Genomic DNA, 15,048 nt, shown 5'->3' with positions numbered 1-15,048 from the left:
CGCAATCGGGTGGTCGCGCCGGGGGCCACCGACAACTCGCGCAAGGGCCAGCCGCGCGACCTGCGCCCCCCGGGCACCCACTTCGAGTACAACGACGTCCGCGTCAACCGGCTCGCGCTGTCGCTCCTCCAGGTCTTCCGGCGGCCGCTGCCCGAGGTGCTCTACGCTCGCGTCATGGCGCCCATCGGGGCCTCCGACACGTGGCAGTGGCATGGCTACCGCGACGCGTGGGTGGAGATCGATGGGGTGCGGATGCCGTCGGTGTCGGGCGGCGGCCACTGGGGGGGCGGGCTCTGGGCCAGCACGCGCGACCACGCCCGCTTCGCCTACCTGGTCCATCGCCGCGGCCTCTGGGCGGGGAAGACGCTCGTGCCCGCCGACTGGATCGACGCCCTCCGGACGCCGTCGCCGGCCAATCCGGGCTATGGCTTGCTCTGGTGGCTCAACACGGGCCGCGCCCTCTACCCGAGCGCGCCGGCGGCGAGCCTCTTCGCCCTCGGCGGGGGCGCGCATGTCCTCTGGCTCGATCCCGACCACGACCTCGTCATGGTCGCGCGCTGGGTGGACAAGCCCGAGGTGGACGGGCTCCTCGCGCGCATCCTCGCCAGCCTCGCCGGCTGAGCCGCCGCGCCCGTCGGCGGGCCCGGCTCCGGCGGCCCCGGCGGAGATGGGGGCGCGGGAGGTCACCAGGCGGATGTCCGCGCCGTGACGGGCGGGGCAGCGTCCGCTCGGAGCCGGATGCGGCCGAGACACCCCGCCGGCCCGTCGGAACAGGCCGACCCGCCTCGCCGCGTCTGCCGGAATACGCAGCCCCGCGCACCCAGCGGCCGAGCTCAGGTTGAACGGACAGGCGGTGGACGGGTTCCGGGGATGGGTTATACTCACGGTATGAAGATTGCGGTGTCCGTCCCGGACGACGTCTTTGAAGAGGCAGAGCGGCTGGTGCGCCGGATGAGGCGCTCGCGGAGCCAGGTCTACAGCCGGGCCCTCGCCGAATACGTGGCGCGTCACACCCCCGATCGTGTGACCGAGGCGATGGATCGAGCGCTGGCCGAGATCGGCGAACCGGCGGAGCAATTCGTGCGTGCGGCTTCCCGCCGCGTCCTGAAGCGCAGCGACTGGTGACTGTCGCCCAGGGCGACGTCTGATGGGCCGACCTGCCAGAGGCGACGGGCTCCGGACCGGGGTTCCGGCGTCCGGTCGTGGTCGTACAGGGAGACGCGCTGAACCGTAGCCGCATTGCAACCGTCGTGTGCGTGGCCCTGACGAGCAACCTGAAGTGGGCGACAGCGCCCGGGAACGTCCTGCTGCCGTCCAGCGCAACTGGGCTTCCGAAGGAATCGGTCGCCAACGTCTCCCAGCTGGTGACGCTGGACAAGACGGACCTCACCGAACGAACGGGCAAGCTCTCGATATCGAAGATCGAGCTGGTGCTTTCGGGCATCGACGTCGTCCTGGGGCGCTGAGGAGCCGTCCCGCGCAACCGGGTGGTCGTCCCCGGTGCCACCGACAACTCGCGCAAGGGCCAGCCGCGCGACCTGCGCCCCCCGGGCACCCACTTCGAGTCCAACGACGTCCGCGTCAACCCGCTCGCGCTCTCGCTCTTCCAGTTCTTCCGGCAGCCGCTGCCCGAGGTGCTCCGCACCCGCGTCATGGCGCCCACTGGGGCGGCGGGCTCTGGGCCAGCACGCGCGACCACGCCCGCTTCGCCTACCTCGTCCATCGCCGCGGCCTCCGGGCGGGGAAGCCGATCGTCCCCGCCGACTGGATCGACGCGCTCCGGACGCCGTCGGCAGCCAAACCCGGGCTATGGTCTGCTCTGGTGGCTCAGCACCGGCCGCGCGCTCTACCCGAGCGCGCCGGCGGCGAGCCTCTTCGCGCTGGACGGTGGCGCGCATGTCCTCTGGCTCGATCCCGACCTGGTCATGGTGGTGCGCTGGGTGGACAAGCCCGAGGTGGACGGCCTCCTCGCCCGCATCCTCGCCAGTCGCGCCGCCTGAGCCGCGGTGCCCCTCGGCGCGCTCAGCGCCGGCTGGTCCGGGCGGCCCGCGGGTAGCCGCTCCAGCCGATCGCGCCGTCCCGCCCTCTGGCGCCCGGGCGGTGCTTCATCTCCGTCCTCGCCACGACCACAGAGGCGGCGCCATTGCCCCACCCGGGCCTGCGCGCTATAGTTGGCGCGTCCCGACCGAGAGGGGGGAAGCCCGCGTCATGACCCTTCGAGGATCGCTCGGCCCGCTCGCGTACCCGGTCGGAGGTCGGCCCTCACGGGCCCTCGTGGTCCGCGGGTCCCGCTCCGTCCACGGCAAGCGCCAACCGGCGGAGATGGGCGCGCGGGAGATCACGACGTCCCTTGCCTCCCTGGCGGCCGACGGGCGCGCCGCCGCCTCGACCCGGAACCAGGCGCTGAGCGCCCTCCTGTTCCTGTCCAAGGACGTGCTGGATCCGCTAGGCGGACGTCGCCGACGTGCGCGCTGGAGCGGACCGCTGGCTCGTGTCGGCCGCCGCGGCCGCTCACCGCGGGCGTTCGCCGCATAGGCGGACGCCCTACTGCGTTCACGATCGGGTTCGGTTGTCCTGCAAGTGCTGCGTGAGTGCAGCCAAGGGGGGGGCTGGTGCTAGGCGGCAGCGCCAAACAGAAGGTCCTCGAGGTGATCGAGAAGCTGCCAGCGGATGCCACGCTGGAAGACGTCATTGAACGGTTGGTGCTCGTGGCGAAGATCGAGCGCGGCCTCGCTAAACTGGACGCGGGACAGAGCATCGATCACAGCGAGGCGAAGCGGCGGCTTCTCCGGTGACCCGAATCGTCTCGGCCCCTCGAGCAAGGGAGTAGCGGTGCGTATGCACAAGCCACCTCACCCGGGCGAGATCATCAAGGCCCTGTGCCTTGAGCCACTCGGCGTGACCGTGACGCAGGCCGCTGAAGCTTTGGGAGTGAGCCGGAAGACCCTCTCCGCTATTCTGAACGGCCGTGCCGGAGTCAGCGCCGAGATGGCGGTCCGTCTTTCCATTGCTTTCGGGACATCGTCCGAGAGTTGGCTGAACCAGCAGACGCAGTACGATCTCTGGCGCGCTGAGCAGCGTCGGAAGCGACTTCGGGTGGTGAAGCTTGCGCCGGTGTAGATGAGGCCCATCATAGGAATCCCTGAGAAGGGGTTCGCCCTCTGCGTCCGGAATCAGGGCGCCGAGGATCTGGACGTTCGTAAGGTCTACGGGGTGTTGCCCGATAGGGCTGCGGCGGCGGAAGGTCACCTGCGGATCATCGACGAATCGGGGGACGACTATCTCTACTCCGCTGAGTACTCCGTGTTCTTGGAACTACCGCAGAAAGCCAACCGCGCGTTGGGTGCGACGCCAGGGGGACGTCCGGGTCTCGGCACACGGGTACGACGAGATGGCTGAGGACGACATCCTTGGCGGTGAGGTGATCGAGGGGGTCGGGGCCGGCGTCGTGGTCGAGGACTACCCCGGCACCCCAGGGGACCGTGTACTCTTGTCCTTCAGCAGGACCGAGGGGGAGATGCCATCCACGTGGTGTGGGGTATCCCGAGAGGGCAGACGTCGCCGGCAGTGCTGATTACTGCCTATTGACCGGATCAGGCTCTCTGGACTGAGGATGTCCTGCGGAGGAGGCAATGAACACGAGGCGGCATACCAAGTTCGTCCGCGAAGGCCCGTACGCGGCAGAGGTCGATGTCGAGTTGATCGAAGAGGGCGCTGGTTTGGCACCGTACCTCTCTCTCGATGACGCGCGCAAGCTCGATACCGTCCGTGAGGCGTTGCGACGTGGTGACACCCAGGCGGCATCTCGTCTTGCGCGCGTCTTCAGCCTCACGCCCATGTCCCAGTGAGCGACCGGGCGAAGCAGCGCATTCAGCGGCCGCGGGTGCGCCGTGCCGCTGATGCGCAACGTTATGCAACTGGGATGCAAAGGGATCTCTCGTGCCACCGAAAGTCCGAGAACTCGTAGCTGAACTCCAGAGCGCAGGTTTCGTCGATCGAGGCGGTAGGGGTAGCCACAGGGACTTCGTTCACCCGCGAGTGGCAAGGCCTGTGACAGTCTCTGGGAGTCCAGGCGACGATGCGAAGCACTACCAAGTTCGGGCTGTGCGTCTTGCCATTGAGGAGTCGAAGAAATGAAGGACAGCGCGAGATACATCAAGATCGTGGAGTGGTCCGAGGAGGATCAGTGCTATGTCGGCAGTTCTCCTGGGTTGGTTTTCGGAGGCTGCCACGGCGATGACGAGAAAGCCGTCTTTGACGAACTGTGCCGGATCGTCGAGGAGGCAATCGATCTCTATAGAAACGACGGCAAGCCGTTGCCGCCGCCAACATCCGGCCGCGACCTGGTCAACAAGATGCAAGCGGTCGCATAGCCTTCGCCTGGAGAAGACGCTCGCAGGGCTCGCGCCTCTCAGGTGAGCCGTGATACGGCGAAGGCGCGGGCCGGGTCAGATCTGGCCCACCCACGAGGGGTCGGCGACCTCGCGCCAGCGCGCGCGGATGCGCTCGAAGTCGTCCCGGGGCAGGGGGCCGGCCCGGAGCAGCGCCGCGTTCTGCTGCCAGCGCTCGGGCTTCGTGGTGCCGACGATGGCGGTGTGGATGCCCGGCACGCGGAGGGTGAAGCGGAGGGCGGTGGCCACCGCCGTGTCGCCCGCCGCGTGCAGGAAGGGGTAGCCGAGCCGCCGCAGCCGCGACCAGTAGGCCTGGTAGTAGGGCTCGGCCGGCTTCCGCGCGTACCGCCAGGCGACATTCGCCAGCGGCCGCTTGGCAATGACGCCCATCCGCCGGGCTTGGGCCAGGGGCAGGGTGAGGTCCACGGCCTCCTGGTCAGCGAGGCTCACCGAGGTCTGGAGGGTGTCGAAGCGGCCGCACTCGACGGCGTAGCGCGCCGCCTCGCCGTCGCCGCTGTAGCCGATGTACCGCGCCCAGCCGCGCTCGCGCGCCCGCTCGAGGGCCGCGATGGCCTCGCCCCGCCGGAGCTCGGCGAGGGAGCAGCTGTGGAGCTGGATCAGGTCGAGGGAGTCGGTGGCGAGGCGCCGGAGGCTCCGCTCGATGCTGCGGAGGAGCGCGGCCGGCCGCCAGTCCGCGCGCGACTCGCCGCGGGCATGGCCGCACTTGGTGAAGAGGTAGCACTCGCGCCGCCGGGCCCCGAGGGCCCGCCCGATGAGGGCCTCGCTGTCCTCGTAGCACTCGGCCGTGTCGATGACGTAGAGCCCGGCATCGAGCGCGCTCCCCAGGAGCCGCGCCACGGTGCCCGCGGCCACGCGGCGGTAACCGATCTCGGCACCGCCGAAGCCGAGGACGCTCGCGACCATGTCGGTATTGCCGAGCCGGCGCCGCTCGATCCCCGTCATGGCTCAACCTTCAGGCGATGGCGCGTCATCGTCCGAGCACCGTCAGGAGCCGGTCCAGGTCTCCCGCCTCGACGCCGGGACGGAGCGCGGAGAGACGAGCCGCCTCGCCCAGCGGGCGATGCTCTACGTGAGAAACCTAAACCATAACTTCATATTTCTCAATGCGCGCGGCCGGCTACGGGACGAGCACGACCTTGCCGTGGTGGCCCGGCGCCATCACCGCCTCGTGGGCCCGCGGCGCCTGGCCGAGCGGCAGCTCCTGGCCGATCACGGGGCGCAGCGTCCCGTTGCGGAGTCCCTCCACGAGCGCGGCGTGGATGCCGGCGAACTGGGCCGGCGTGGCGTGGTAGAGGGCCATGCCGAGGATGGTGGCGTCCCTGTTCATGGCCAGCCGGGCGTTGATCTCCACCGTGCCGCGGTTGCCGATGACGACGATCCGCCCGCGCATCGCCACGATCCCGAGGTCCTTCTGGAGATTCACGTTCGCCAGCATCTCGAGGACCACGTCCACGCCCTGCCCGCCGGTGAGCTTCATGAGATCGTCGAGGTACCCCGGCGCGCCGTGATCGAGGACGTGATGGGCGCCCTCGGCCAGCACGAGGCGGCGCCCCCGCTCCGTCCCCGCGGTGCCGATCACGGTGAGGCCGCGCGCCCGCGCGAGCTGGACGGCGCCGATGCCGACGCCGCCGCTGGCCCCGTGCACGAGAAGGGTCTCGCCCGCCTGGCCGTGGCCGCGGTTGAAGAGGGCGTGGTAGGCGGTGGCGTAGGGGACGTTCATCGCCGCCCCCTGCGCGAAGCTGACATTGGCGGGCAGCGGGTGGACCTGTCCCTGGTCGCAGAGTGACAGCTCGGCGTAGGCGCCGCTGAGCGTGCCGCCGACGTAGACGCGCTCGCCGGCCTTGACGGCCGTGACGCCGGCGCCGACGGCCTCCACGACCCCCGCCGAGTCGGAGCCCGGCGTGTAGGGCAGCTTGGGCCCGCGGTTGTCCGTGTTGGAGCGCAGGTAGGTGTCCACCGGGTTCACGCCGACGGCGTGGTTGCGGACCAGCACCTGGCCGGGGCCGGGCTGGGGCGCCGAAACCTCCTCCAGCTTGAGGACAGCCGGGCCGCCGTACTCCGAGATGCGGATGGCCTTCATGAGCGGGGCTCCTTTCGCGGCGGCCTGGCCCAGTAGGCCGGGTCAGCCGGGAAGACAGTCTCACAGCGCGTGGCCTCGATGGGCCCGGCCAGGGTGTCGGCCGCCGCGCGCCAGATGGCGTAATGCGGCGACAGGCGATGGGCGTCCAGCGCAGCCTGGTTCGTGTAAGCCTCGTAGAAGTAGTAGACATCCTCGTCCTGCGCGTCCCGGAGGACGTTGAAGCGCAGGCAGCCCGGCTCGTCCCGCTCGGAGGCCAGCGCGTCCGCCTCGATCGCCTGGAGGAAGCGCTGCCGCAGCTCCCGCTTCACGCGCACCTTCACCCACATCGCGAGCATGGTCATCTCCTCGGGGTGTCCGACGTTTCAGCCCGCCCCACTCTATCCGCTCGGCGCGCCGGATGGAAGGCCCTGGTATCCTGAGGGGTGCCGTGAACCTCCTGCGCCCGCTGGATCGCTCCCTGACTGCCAACGGCCTGCGGCTTCACCTCCTCGACTGGGGCGGCGAGGGCCGCACGCCCCTGCTCCTCCTGCACGGGTTCACGGGGCATGCCCATGCGTGGGACACTCTGAGCATCGCGCTGCAGCCCCACTTCCACGTCTATGCCCTCGACCAGCGCGGGCACGGCGACAGCGATCCGGCGGATGTCTACCACCCCGTCGCGGCCTTCGGCGACATCGCCGGGGTGGTGGCCCAGCTGGGCCTGACCTCGCTCGTCCTCGTGGGGCTCTCCATGGGCGGCCGGAACGCGATGTACTTCGCCTCGCGGCGGCCTGAGCTCGTCCGGAGGCTGGTGGTCGTCGACATCGGACCCGAGATCAGCGCGCGGGCCGCCGAGGTGCCGCCCGGGCCGCCCGAGCCGGAGGCCTGGGACAGCATCGAGGAGGCGGCCCGGCACCTCTATCGCGCGAACCCGTATCCGGGCATTCACTATTACCGGTGGGTCGTCATGCACAGTCTCCGTCAGCGCCCCGACGGCGCGCTGGTGTGGGCCTGGCATCCCAGCGTCAAGGAGCGCCGCTCGCAGGCGGAGCTCGACTGGTGGGCCGTCCTCCGGGCCATCACGCCGCCGACCCTGGTACTTCGCGGCCAGCACAGCCACGTGCTCGATCGGGACGTCGCCGAGCGGATGGCTCGAGAGCTGCCCCAAGGGCGCTTCGTGGAGATCCCGCGGGCCGTGCACACGCTGCACGAGGACAACCCCGAGGCGGTCCTCGCCGCCCTGAAGGACTTCCTCGAGTTCTGACCAAGGAGGTCGCCATGCGCGGCTCCGCGCTCGGTTGCGCCGTTGCCCTGCTCTTGCTACCGGTGGCCGCGCCGGCCGAGATCGCCATCCAGGCCTACCCCTTGCCCGCCGGGGGATTTCCGCACGACGTCGCCGTGGGCCCCGACGGCATCGTCTGGTACGCGGCGCAGCGCAGCGGCCAGCTCGGCCGGCTCGATCCCGCGACGGGAAAGGTCGAGCTCATCCCGCTCGGCGCGGGCGCGGCCCCGCACGGCGTGATCGTCGGGCCCGACGCCGCGCCGTGGCTCACGGAAGGCGGCACCAACGCCATCGTCCGCGTCGACCCGCAGACCCGACAGGTGAAGCGCTGGCCGCTGCCCGAGGCGCGCGGCCACGTGAACCTCAACACCGCGACCTTCGACAGGCGGGGCCGCATCTGGTTCACGGGTCAGACCGGCGTCTACGGACGGCTCGATCCGAAGACGGGGGAGATGCGGGTCTGGGATGCGCCGCGCGGCCGCGGCCCCTACGGCATCGCGACGACGCCCGAGGGCGCCGTCTACTACGCCTCGCTGGCCGGCAGTCACATCGCGCGCGTCGATCTCGACACGGCGCCAACGCCATGGTGCGCTTCGACCCGGAGACCGAGAAGTTCGAGGTCTTTCCGAGCGCGCGCCGCGGCGCCAACGTGCGGCAGATCCTCGGCCGGCCGGGGGAGGTGTGGGCGCCGGAGTCCGGCGCCGACCGGCTCGTGGTCTATCGCCTGAAGTGAGCGGCGCGGCCCGGACCTCGCCGCCGGGGCAGGAGCGCGCGCGCGGGCCGCCGCGGGCGTATACTGCGACGGACTTTCCCATGAGCCGGCCCGCCGACCCGGCGCTGAGGCCACGCTGGCTGCCCTGCCGGCGGCCATCGGCACCGGGCGCGCACGCGGTGGAACGAGACACGCAACCCGACAGGAGAGAGACGACATGGCTCAGCTGAGGATTCCTCTGGACGCGGCCCGCTTCGCCAAGGGTCTGACCTGGAAGGACTACGTGGCCCAGATGGGCGACACCCGGGCCCGCACCGAGGACAACTACGCGAAGGCGGTGCTGACCGACGAGGAGCGGAAGTTCTTCTCCGGGATCAGCCAGGTGCCCTACGTGCTCATGCTGGCGGAGAACTGGTGCGGCGACGTCCATCGCAACTCGCCGCTGATCGCCCGCATCTGCGAGGCGATGCCGGGCTGCGAGCTGCGCGTCTTCTTCCGCGACCAGAACCTCGATCTCACGGACTGCTTCCTCAACCACGGCTTCCGCTCCATCCCGATCGTGGTCTTCTTCGACCGGGACTGGAACGAGCTCGGCCGCTGGATCGAGCGCGCGCACGCCGCGTCGGCCAAGGTGGCCGGGATCCGCGCCCGGACGCTGGACGCCGCGCCGAAGGAGAAGCAGGACGCCGCCATGGTCGAGTACCGCAAGCTGGTCCAGGCCGAGTACGACGTGCCCGGCGGCCCACTCTGGCGCGCCGCCGCGGCCGAGGTGAGGCTCCTGCTGGAGACGCGGCTCGGCCTGACGCCCAAGTCGTAGCGACGCCTGGGCGGAAGGACTGGCCCTCATGGTGGCGGGCCAGGCGCATGGCCCCTGGACGGGCTCGGATCGGCTGTCGGGTTCCCTGGCGGTGGCGCCCGGGGATGAACCGGAGGGACATGATGGCTGAGATCGTCGCGGCCGTGCTCACCGCGCATGCCCCGCTCATCACGGGGAGGCCCGAGGTGTCGAGGCCGGAGCAGCGGGACCGGCTCCACGCGGGCTTTCACGAGCTGCGCCGGCGGCTGGCTGCGGCGCGCCCGGGCCTCCTCGTGATGTTCGTGAACGACCACCTGCAGAACTTCGCCTACAACAACCTGCCGGCCTTCTGCGTCGGCCTCGCGGAGTCCTACGACGCGCCGAGCGCGGGTGGGGCGAAGCTGATGCGGATCCCTCCCCGGAAGATCCCGGGCCACCCGGAGTGGGCCATGGCCCTCCTCGAGGCCGGGCTCGAGGCCGGGATCGACTTCGCCTACTCGTACGAGATCGAGAGCTGGGACGAGCTGTCGGTCCCGCTGCACTTCCTCCTGCCCGAGGGCGATGTGTCCATCGTCACCGTGTACACGAACTGCGGCGCGCCGCCGCTCCCCACGCCGCGGCGCTGTCACGCGGTGGGGGCCTTCGTGGGGGAGTTCATCCGCTCCCGCCCGGGCGCGCAGCGCGTCGCTCTCGTCGCCACCGGCGGCCTCTCCCACTGGGTGGGTACGCCTCAGACCGGCCGGATCAACCCCGACTGGGATCGGTCCGTGCTCGAGCACGTGGAGCGGGGTGATGCGGAGCCGCTGACCCGCCTCACACGGGAGGAGATCGAGCGGGAGGGCGGCAACGGCGGGCAGGAGATCAGGAACTGGATTGCCCTCCTCGGTGCTGTGCCCGGCTGGAAGGGGGAGGTGCTCGCCTACGAGCCTGTCGCCGAGTGGATCACCGGCTGCGCCACCGTGTGGGTCGCGCGATGATCAGGACCTCGTATCCCCTCAACAAGGTCCTCACGGCGATCGCGCGCCAGCATCTGATGAAGGACGCCCTCACCGACGAGGACATGGACGGGCATGCGCTCAGCGAGGCCGAGCGGGCCGCCCTCAAGGCGGGGGACATCGGGAAGCTCTACGAGCTCGGCGCCAACCCCTATCTGATCCGCCGGGTGTTCAGGCGCCGCTTCGCGATCTGAGGCCCGGCCCGCGCGGGGCGGCGGCCTGTCTGCTTCCTCCGACCGCGACCTCGTGATAAGCGGCGCTCAGCCGTGGCCCCTGGCCGCCGCCTGGAGCATCCCGGCCATTCCCGCGAAGAGGGCAGCGAGGCTGGCGGCGGCTTCTGGCGGGGCCTCGATGACGAGCCCGCCCAGGGCGGTCTTCTGCACGGTGACCGCGGCGAAGAGCTTCTCGATGTCGCCCGCGCCGGGCAACGGCGCGGGCCCCGGCTCGCTCGGCGCGTCGCGCGACTCGTCCCCCGCCGTCACGATCGCGTCGATCTCGCGCTCCACGGGCGCATCTTCACCCTCGGGGGTCTCCGCCGGGCGTCCCCGCGCCGGGCCCAGGCCCGGCGCGACGACCTTCTCGATTCGCGCGAGGAAGCTGCCGGACCGCTCGAAGGCCACCTCGTCCGTCGTCCCGTCGAACAGGCCCGTGAAGAAGGCGCGCTTCGTCCCGACCACCTCAGAGATCCGGGACTCGATCCCCGGCTCGCTGACGAGGTGGTACACGTCGATCGGGCGCCGCTGGCCCAGCCGGTGGATGCGTCCGACCCGCTGCTCGAGGACCGCCGGGTTCCAGGGCAGCTCGATATTGATGCAGGCGCTGGCGGCCCGCTGCAGGTTCAGCCCGACGCCGCCGGCATCGGTCGCGAAGAGCACGCGGCATGCGGGGTCGTCATGGAACTCCACGATGTTCTGCGTCCGCCGCCGCTGGCCCTCCTCGCCGGTGAAGAACACGGCCCGCGCGTCGCGCCCGAGGACCTCCCGCGTGGCCCAGTCCGCCAGCCGGAGCATCCGGCGCCACTGGCTGAAGACCACCACCTTCCGTCCCTGGGCGACGGCGAGCTGGCCGATCAGCTCCCGCAGCTCCAGCAGTTTCGGGCTCGACAGGCCGCGGAGGGTGGACTCCGCCGGCCGCTCGATCCGGGCCAGGTCGGGCCAGATCGCCTCGAAGCGGAGCTGGGCCAGGCCGTTGGAGATGATCCGCTGAGTCGTGAGCAGCACCATGAGCCGGAGGAACTCCGCCTGTGTGAGCGGCCGCTGCTTGGAGCGCGCGAGGAGCTGCGCGATCGGCTGGTTGAGCGCGTCATGTTCCTCGATCTGCTCGGCCGTCATCTCGATGGGGATCCGCGTGTCCGTGCGCTCCGGGAGCTGCGAGAGCACCTCCGCGCGCACCCGACGGAGCATGGAGCCGGCCAGGCGCGTGCGGAGCGTGTCCAGGTTCCGCGCTCCCCCGATCTCGGCCGTGCCGTCCACCGGCGTGGTGTGCCAGGGGACGAGGCGCCACTTGGGCTCGAGCGCGAGGTCGTCCACCCACTCTACGATCGACGCCAGCTCGTCGATCCGGTTCTCCATCGGTGTTCCCGTGAGGACCAGGCGGTACGGGGGGTCGAGCCGCTTCACCGTCAGCGCGGTCTTCGTCGCCCAGTTCTTCATGCGCTGGGCCTCATCGAGAACCACCAGGCCCGGGGCCCAGTCCTGGACGAGCTCCACATCGCGGAGGAGCTGCTCGTAGCTGACGACGAGGAACCCGCGCGGGCATCCCGCGAACGCCGCCCGGCGCTGCGCGGGGTTGCCCTCGACGAGGGTCGCGGGGACATCGGTGAAGAGCTGCCACTCGCGGATCCACTGAGGCTTGAGGGCGGCGGGGACGACGAGCAGCCCTCGGCGCACTCGACCGGCGTGCCAGAGCGTGTGGGCGGCGGCGATCGCCTGGGCAGTCTTGCCGAGGCCCATGTCGTCGGCGAGGAGGAGCCGCCCCGTGCTGAGGAACCGCTGGACCCCCGCACGCTGATATGGATAGAGCCGCTGGCGGAGCGTCCGGAGCGCCTCCTCGAGGCGGCCGAGGTCCCGGACGCCCCGGACGCCGCGCTCCGTCCGCCGCCGCTCCTCCTGCAGCAAGGCGTGGAGGGCCGGCTCGTCACGCCCGTCCCCCAGCAGCGCGAGGAGTGCCGCCACGACCGCCCCCCGCTGGGCCGGTATCGGCGGGGCCTCGATCGTCCAGCCCCCGGTCTTCGCGGGACGGAGCCAGCGCCGCACGCCGTGGGGCGGGGCACCGTCGGCCCAGCAGACCCGGACGAGCCAGTCGCCAAGCCCCCGGAGCGGGCGGACCGGATCCCAGCGCAATGGCATGGCGAGCGCGGGCTCGTCCGTCGCCTTCCGAGCGGCCCGCGGTCTCGAAAGGACGTCGTCGAGCACGGCGAGGAGGTGCTTGCAGAGACCCAGAGAGCTGCGAAGGAAGTCGGGGCAGTCACAGCTACCGTCCGGGGGATGGAGGCGACGGAGGAGCGAGCGGTACGGTCGCGCGGGAAGGCCCTTTCGCCGCGTGCGGTAGTGGCCGAGAAGCCGACCCCCGGCCGGACGGGAGACGACCTGGAGTCCCTCGCTCCTGGCGCCCGCCAGGCGGCGCAGCACGGCCTCCAGGGCCTCGCGCCGCACCGGCCAGTCACCGTCGCTCGTGACGGAAAGGATGTGGCGAACGACGACCTCCGGAGGAATGGCCCCGGTCTTCCGGCGGGCGTGAGCGAGCAGCGTCTCATACGCCTCGGCGTCGGAGCCCAGCGTTGGCACGAGCGCGTCGTGGTCAAGTGGGGTCTGCATGTGGTCCTCCTCTGGTCTCCTGGCAGAGGTATCAGAGGCGGGGGCGCGCTTCAAGCCCGCAGCGAGAGCGCCTGCCGGAGGCGATCACGCCACGGGGATCGCGAGCGCGCGGGAGCGGAGTGCCGCCCTCGGCAGGTCGCCCACGGCCGCCGCCGCGGTGATCAGGGCGCTCCGATCGGCCTTGGCGAGCCCCGGCAGATCGCCGTCCCCGAAGTACGTCAGCGCCTTGAGGCTCTCGGCGGGCTGAAACGATGCGCCGAAAAGGAGCCGCGCCGCGGCCAGTCCCTTCGCGAGGGGCAACCCTGCGCGCAGCATCGCGGCGATGTCTTGGTAATCCTTCTTCTCGGCGCGCTGGAGGACCACCTTCAGCTTGTGGGCCATCAGATCGTCGAGCGAGGCGACCTCGGCCACGCCGTCGCGCGTGAGCAGCGGGTCGCCCACGCGGCCGAAGCGCAGGCCGCCAAAGAACGAGACCTTGACGCCGGCGGCGAGCACGACCAGCGTGTCCTTCGTCTCCTGAAGCGTGGGCGCCGTGGCCAGAAACCCGAATGCGCTCCGGAGCGCAGGCAGGTCGAGCGGTCGGTCATGGAAGAAGTCGAAGTCCACCGAGCGCCGGTGCCCGAGGTGCAGCGAGAGCGCCGTCCCTCCATAGAGCACGAATTCCAGGGGCACGGACGGCCGGAGTCGCGGCCACAGCCGCCGCTGAGCGGGCGGCAGCTTCGTGAATCTCGGCGTGAGAGTGGCGATCAACCGAGGCTGCGCCGCGGCAGCGGCGGCACGCGTCCGGGCCGTGCGAGCCCCAGCCGATAGTGCCAGTACGCCCACGAGCGCGCGGACAGGCGCCCCGCCTCGGCGCGCTGCAGCGCCTGCGCGAGTCGCTGCCGTCCCAGTGCCGCTTCGAGCCGCCGCTGGTCCTCGAAATCGCCGAGGTCCATCGTCTGCGTAATGGCAAGATCGGGCCTGGCGGCGACTTTTCCGGGTGGCAGCCACCACACGTATTTCCGCGCCAGCTCGCGAAGCAGCCGGCCTGCCGGCTCCCCACGCGTGCCCCGCGGTCTTCCGGGCGGCCGCCGCTCGACCGCCGCCGCCGCGGGAATTGCCCAGTGATGACCGATCCGCCGTGCACCCGCGATGCGCCGGGCCGCGAGCAGCTGCAGCACGCGCACGCGGCTCACGCCTTCTCGCGTCGCGAACTGCGAGACCGAGAGGAGCGACGCTGGTCCGGGCCCGGCGGACGCCATACCGCCATTTTATCAATATCCCTACCCTTGTGATAATGGAGCGCGGCCTTCGGATCCGGTGATGCGTCTTCTCGATGCGGACAGGGCGCAAGGGAGCACGCAACGCTGCTCGAGCGCGTAGGCAGCACCACCGCAGCTCCCTCCCGTTCTCGACCGCGCCCACCGCGGTGGTCTCTCTGTCAGCGGTCGCCCGATCCTGAGCCACCCGGCGGCTGGTGCGGTGCTCGATGTTCGGCGTCAAGCAGATCGGCAGTAGGCCTCGATCCACAGCTCGAGCGTCTCGTCGAGCCGCCGCGGTTCGCCGATGGCGATCGGGCGAAGCTCCTGCGCGTAGCGTCGCCGGAGAAGGTCGGGATCCAAGGGGACCACCCGGGCCAGGTGGGCGATGTCCTCGCGGTCCACGGGGCTGTTCCTGGCGAGCTTGGACAAGGCCAGGTCGTGAGGGTCGAGGGCGAAGAGTTGCAGGTGCCGGAAGCGACCCGGGAAGAGCGCGGTCAGGCGCTCGGCGTACGAGTCGGGCAGGCTCGCGACCGAGACGTACTGGACGTACAGCCCATGCCGCCGGGCCAGCGCCGACCCCGGGCCGGCGATGTCCTGGAGAGCCCGCAGCTCGTCATGCGGGACGATCTCGACGAAGTCCACGTCATTCGTCGGGCGAGGCAGGCCGTGGCGCATCGCCATGACGAAGCCCCCGAGGCAATGAAGGGCGACGGCCTCGCCGAGGGCGGCGTCCAT

The 15,048-nt window shown here is 70.9% G+C and carries 19 protein-coding genes and 2 pseudogenes; 14 read left to right on the top strand and 7 right to left on the bottom strand.

Translation table 11 applies throughout. The annotated features are described in order from the left end of the window. The 9 genes and pseudogenes from HYV93_12620 to HYV93_12580 all read left to right on the top strand — a co-directional run. Positions 1-621: serine hydrolase (locus tag HYV93_12620; GenBank protein ID MBI2526812.1), on the top strand; the 621-nt coding region annotated here is incomplete at its 5' end. Between the two features lie 267 nt (positions 622-888). Continuing rightward, a complete protein-coding gene (locus HYV93_12615) occupies positions 889-1,125 on the top strand; it encodes a hypothetical protein (protein MBI2526811.1) in 237 nt (78 codons plus the stop codon). Further along, positions 1,122-1,466, top strand: a pseudogene (locus HYV93_12610) (type II toxin-antitoxin system PemK/MazF family toxin). The gene HYV93_12615 and the pseudogene HYV93_12610 overlap by 4 nt, the downstream one beginning before the upstream one ends. 21 nt (positions 1,467-1,487) lie before the next feature. Continuing rightward, positions 1,488-2,000, top strand: a complete 513-nt coding sequence (locus HYV93_12605; protein ID MBI2526810.1) for a hypothetical protein — start codon at positions 1,488-1,490, stop codon at positions 1,998-2,000. Positions 2,001-2,648: 648 nt separating this feature from the next. After that, positions 2,649-2,795: a hypothetical protein gene (locus HYV93_12600; GenBank protein ID MBI2526809.1), complete on the top strand. Its 147-nt coding sequence runs from the start codon at positions 2,649-2,651 to the stop codon at positions 2,793-2,795. A 37-nt stretch (positions 2,796-2,832) separates the two neighbouring features. Next, positions 2,833-3,120, top strand: a complete 288-nt coding sequence (locus tag HYV93_12595; GenBank protein MBI2526808.1) for a HigA family addiction module antidote protein — start codon at positions 2,833-2,835, stop codon at positions 3,118-3,120. A 512-nt stretch (positions 3,121-3,632) separates the two neighbouring features. Then, positions 3,633-3,848 carry a hypothetical protein gene (locus tag HYV93_12590; GenBank protein MBI2526807.1) on the top strand — a complete coding sequence of 72 codons (216 nt, stop codon included), beginning with the start codon at positions 3,633-3,635 and terminating at the stop codon, positions 3,846-3,848. Between the two features lie 91 nt (positions 3,849-3,939). Beyond that, on the top strand, positions 3,940-4,137 hold the full coding sequence (locus tag HYV93_12585; GenBank protein MBI2526806.1) for a type II toxin-antitoxin system HicA family toxin: 198 nt from the start codon (positions 3,940-3,942) through the stop codon (positions 4,135-4,137). After that, a complete protein-coding gene (locus HYV93_12580; GenBank protein ID MBI2526805.1) occupies positions 4,134-4,373 on the top strand; it encodes a hypothetical protein in 240 nt (79 codons plus the stop codon). The genes HYV93_12585 and HYV93_12580 overlap by 4 nt, the downstream gene beginning before the upstream one ends. A 75-nt stretch (positions 4,374-4,448) precedes the next feature. Here the strand turns inward: HYV93_12580 and HYV93_12575 are convergent, their stop codons facing one another. The 3 genes from HYV93_12575 to HYV93_12565 all read right to left on the bottom strand — a co-directional run bounded on the left by HYV93_12575 (position 4,449) and on the right by HYV93_12565 (position 6,827). Continuing rightward, positions 4,449-5,315, bottom strand: a complete 867-nt coding sequence (locus HYV93_12575) for an aldo/keto reductase (protein ID MBI2526804.1) — start codon at positions 5,313-5,315, stop codon at positions 4,449-4,451. A gap of 214 nt (positions 5,316-5,529) precedes the next feature. Then, positions 5,530-6,492 (bottom strand): NADPH:quinone reductase, encoded by a 963-nt coding sequence (locus tag HYV93_12570; protein ID MBI2526803.1) that lies wholly within the window; start codon positions 6,490-6,492, stop codon positions 5,530-5,532. After that, on the bottom strand, positions 6,489-6,827 hold the full coding sequence (locus HYV93_12565) for an antibiotic biosynthesis monooxygenase (GenBank protein ID MBI2526802.1): 339 nt from the start codon (positions 6,825-6,827) through the stop codon (positions 6,489-6,491). The genes HYV93_12570 and HYV93_12565 overlap by 4 nt, the downstream gene beginning before the upstream one ends. 92 nt (positions 6,828-6,919) lie before the next feature. Between HYV93_12565 and HYV93_12560 the strand changes: the two genes are divergently transcribed. The 5 genes and pseudogenes from HYV93_12560 (at position 6,920) to HYV93_12540 (ending at position 10,450) form a co-directional block, all read left to right on the top strand. Next, positions 6,920-7,735 carry an alpha/beta hydrolase gene (locus HYV93_12560; protein ID MBI2526801.1) on the top strand — a complete coding sequence of 272 codons (816 nt, stop codon included), beginning with the start codon at positions 6,920-6,922 and terminating at the stop codon, positions 7,733-7,735. 80 nt (positions 7,736-7,815) lie between these two features. Beyond that, positions 7,816-8,486, top strand: a pseudogene (locus HYV93_12555) (hypothetical protein). 196 nt (positions 8,487-8,682) lie between these two features. Continuing rightward, the gene (locus HYV93_12550; GenBank protein ID MBI2526800.1) at positions 8,683-9,282 is read left to right on the top strand and encodes a thioredoxin family protein; all 600 of its coding nucleotides are present in this window, start codon (positions 8,683-8,685) and stop codon (positions 9,280-9,282) included. A gap of 122 nt (positions 9,283-9,404) precedes the next feature. Continuing rightward, the gene (locus HYV93_12545) at positions 9,405-10,238 is read left to right on the top strand and encodes a hypothetical protein (protein ID MBI2526799.1); all 834 of its coding nucleotides are present in this window, start codon (positions 9,405-9,407) and stop codon (positions 10,236-10,238) included. Beyond that, positions 10,235-10,450, top strand: a complete 216-nt coding sequence (locus HYV93_12540; protein ID MBI2526798.1) for a hypothetical protein — start codon at positions 10,235-10,237, stop codon at positions 10,448-10,450. Before HYV93_12545 ends, HYV93_12540 begins: the two co-directional genes overlap by 4 nt. A gap of 66 nt (positions 10,451-10,516) precedes the next feature. On the opposite strand, the gene HYV93_12535 is transcribed toward HYV93_12540, so the two are convergent. The 4 genes from HYV93_12535 to HYV93_12520 all read right to left on the bottom strand — a co-directional run bounded on the left by HYV93_12535 (position 10,517) and on the right by HYV93_12520 (position 15,048). Continuing rightward, positions 10,517-13,072 carry an SWIM zinc finger family protein gene (locus HYV93_12535; GenBank protein MBI2526797.1) on the bottom strand — a complete coding sequence of 852 codons (2,556 nt, stop codon included), beginning with the start codon at positions 13,070-13,072 and terminating at the stop codon, positions 10,517-10,519. A gap of 84 nt (positions 13,073-13,156) precedes the next feature. Continuing rightward, positions 13,157-13,822, bottom strand: a complete 666-nt coding sequence (locus tag HYV93_12530) for a nucleotidyl transferase AbiEii/AbiGii toxin family protein (protein ID MBI2526796.1) — start codon at positions 13,820-13,822, stop codon at positions 13,157-13,159. Further along, the gene (locus HYV93_12525; protein MBI2526795.1) at positions 13,819-14,082 is read right to left on the bottom strand and encodes a hypothetical protein; all 264 of its coding nucleotides are present in this window, start codon (positions 14,080-14,082) and stop codon (positions 13,819-13,821) included. The genes HYV93_12530 and HYV93_12525 overlap by 4 nt, the downstream gene beginning before the upstream one ends. Before the next feature lie 468 nt (positions 14,083-14,550). Further along, positions 14,551-15,048, bottom strand: coding sequence for a hypothetical protein (locus HYV93_12520; GenBank protein ID MBI2526794.1), 498 nt, complete (start codon positions 15,046-15,048; stop codon positions 14,551-14,553).

The sequence above is a fragment of the Candidatus Rokuibacteriota bacterium genome (assembly GCA_016188005.1).
Lineage (GTDB): Bacteria > Methylomirabilota > Methylomirabilia > Rokubacteriales > CSP1-6 > UBA12499.
This window is presented reverse-complemented; position numbering and strand designations above follow the sequence as displayed.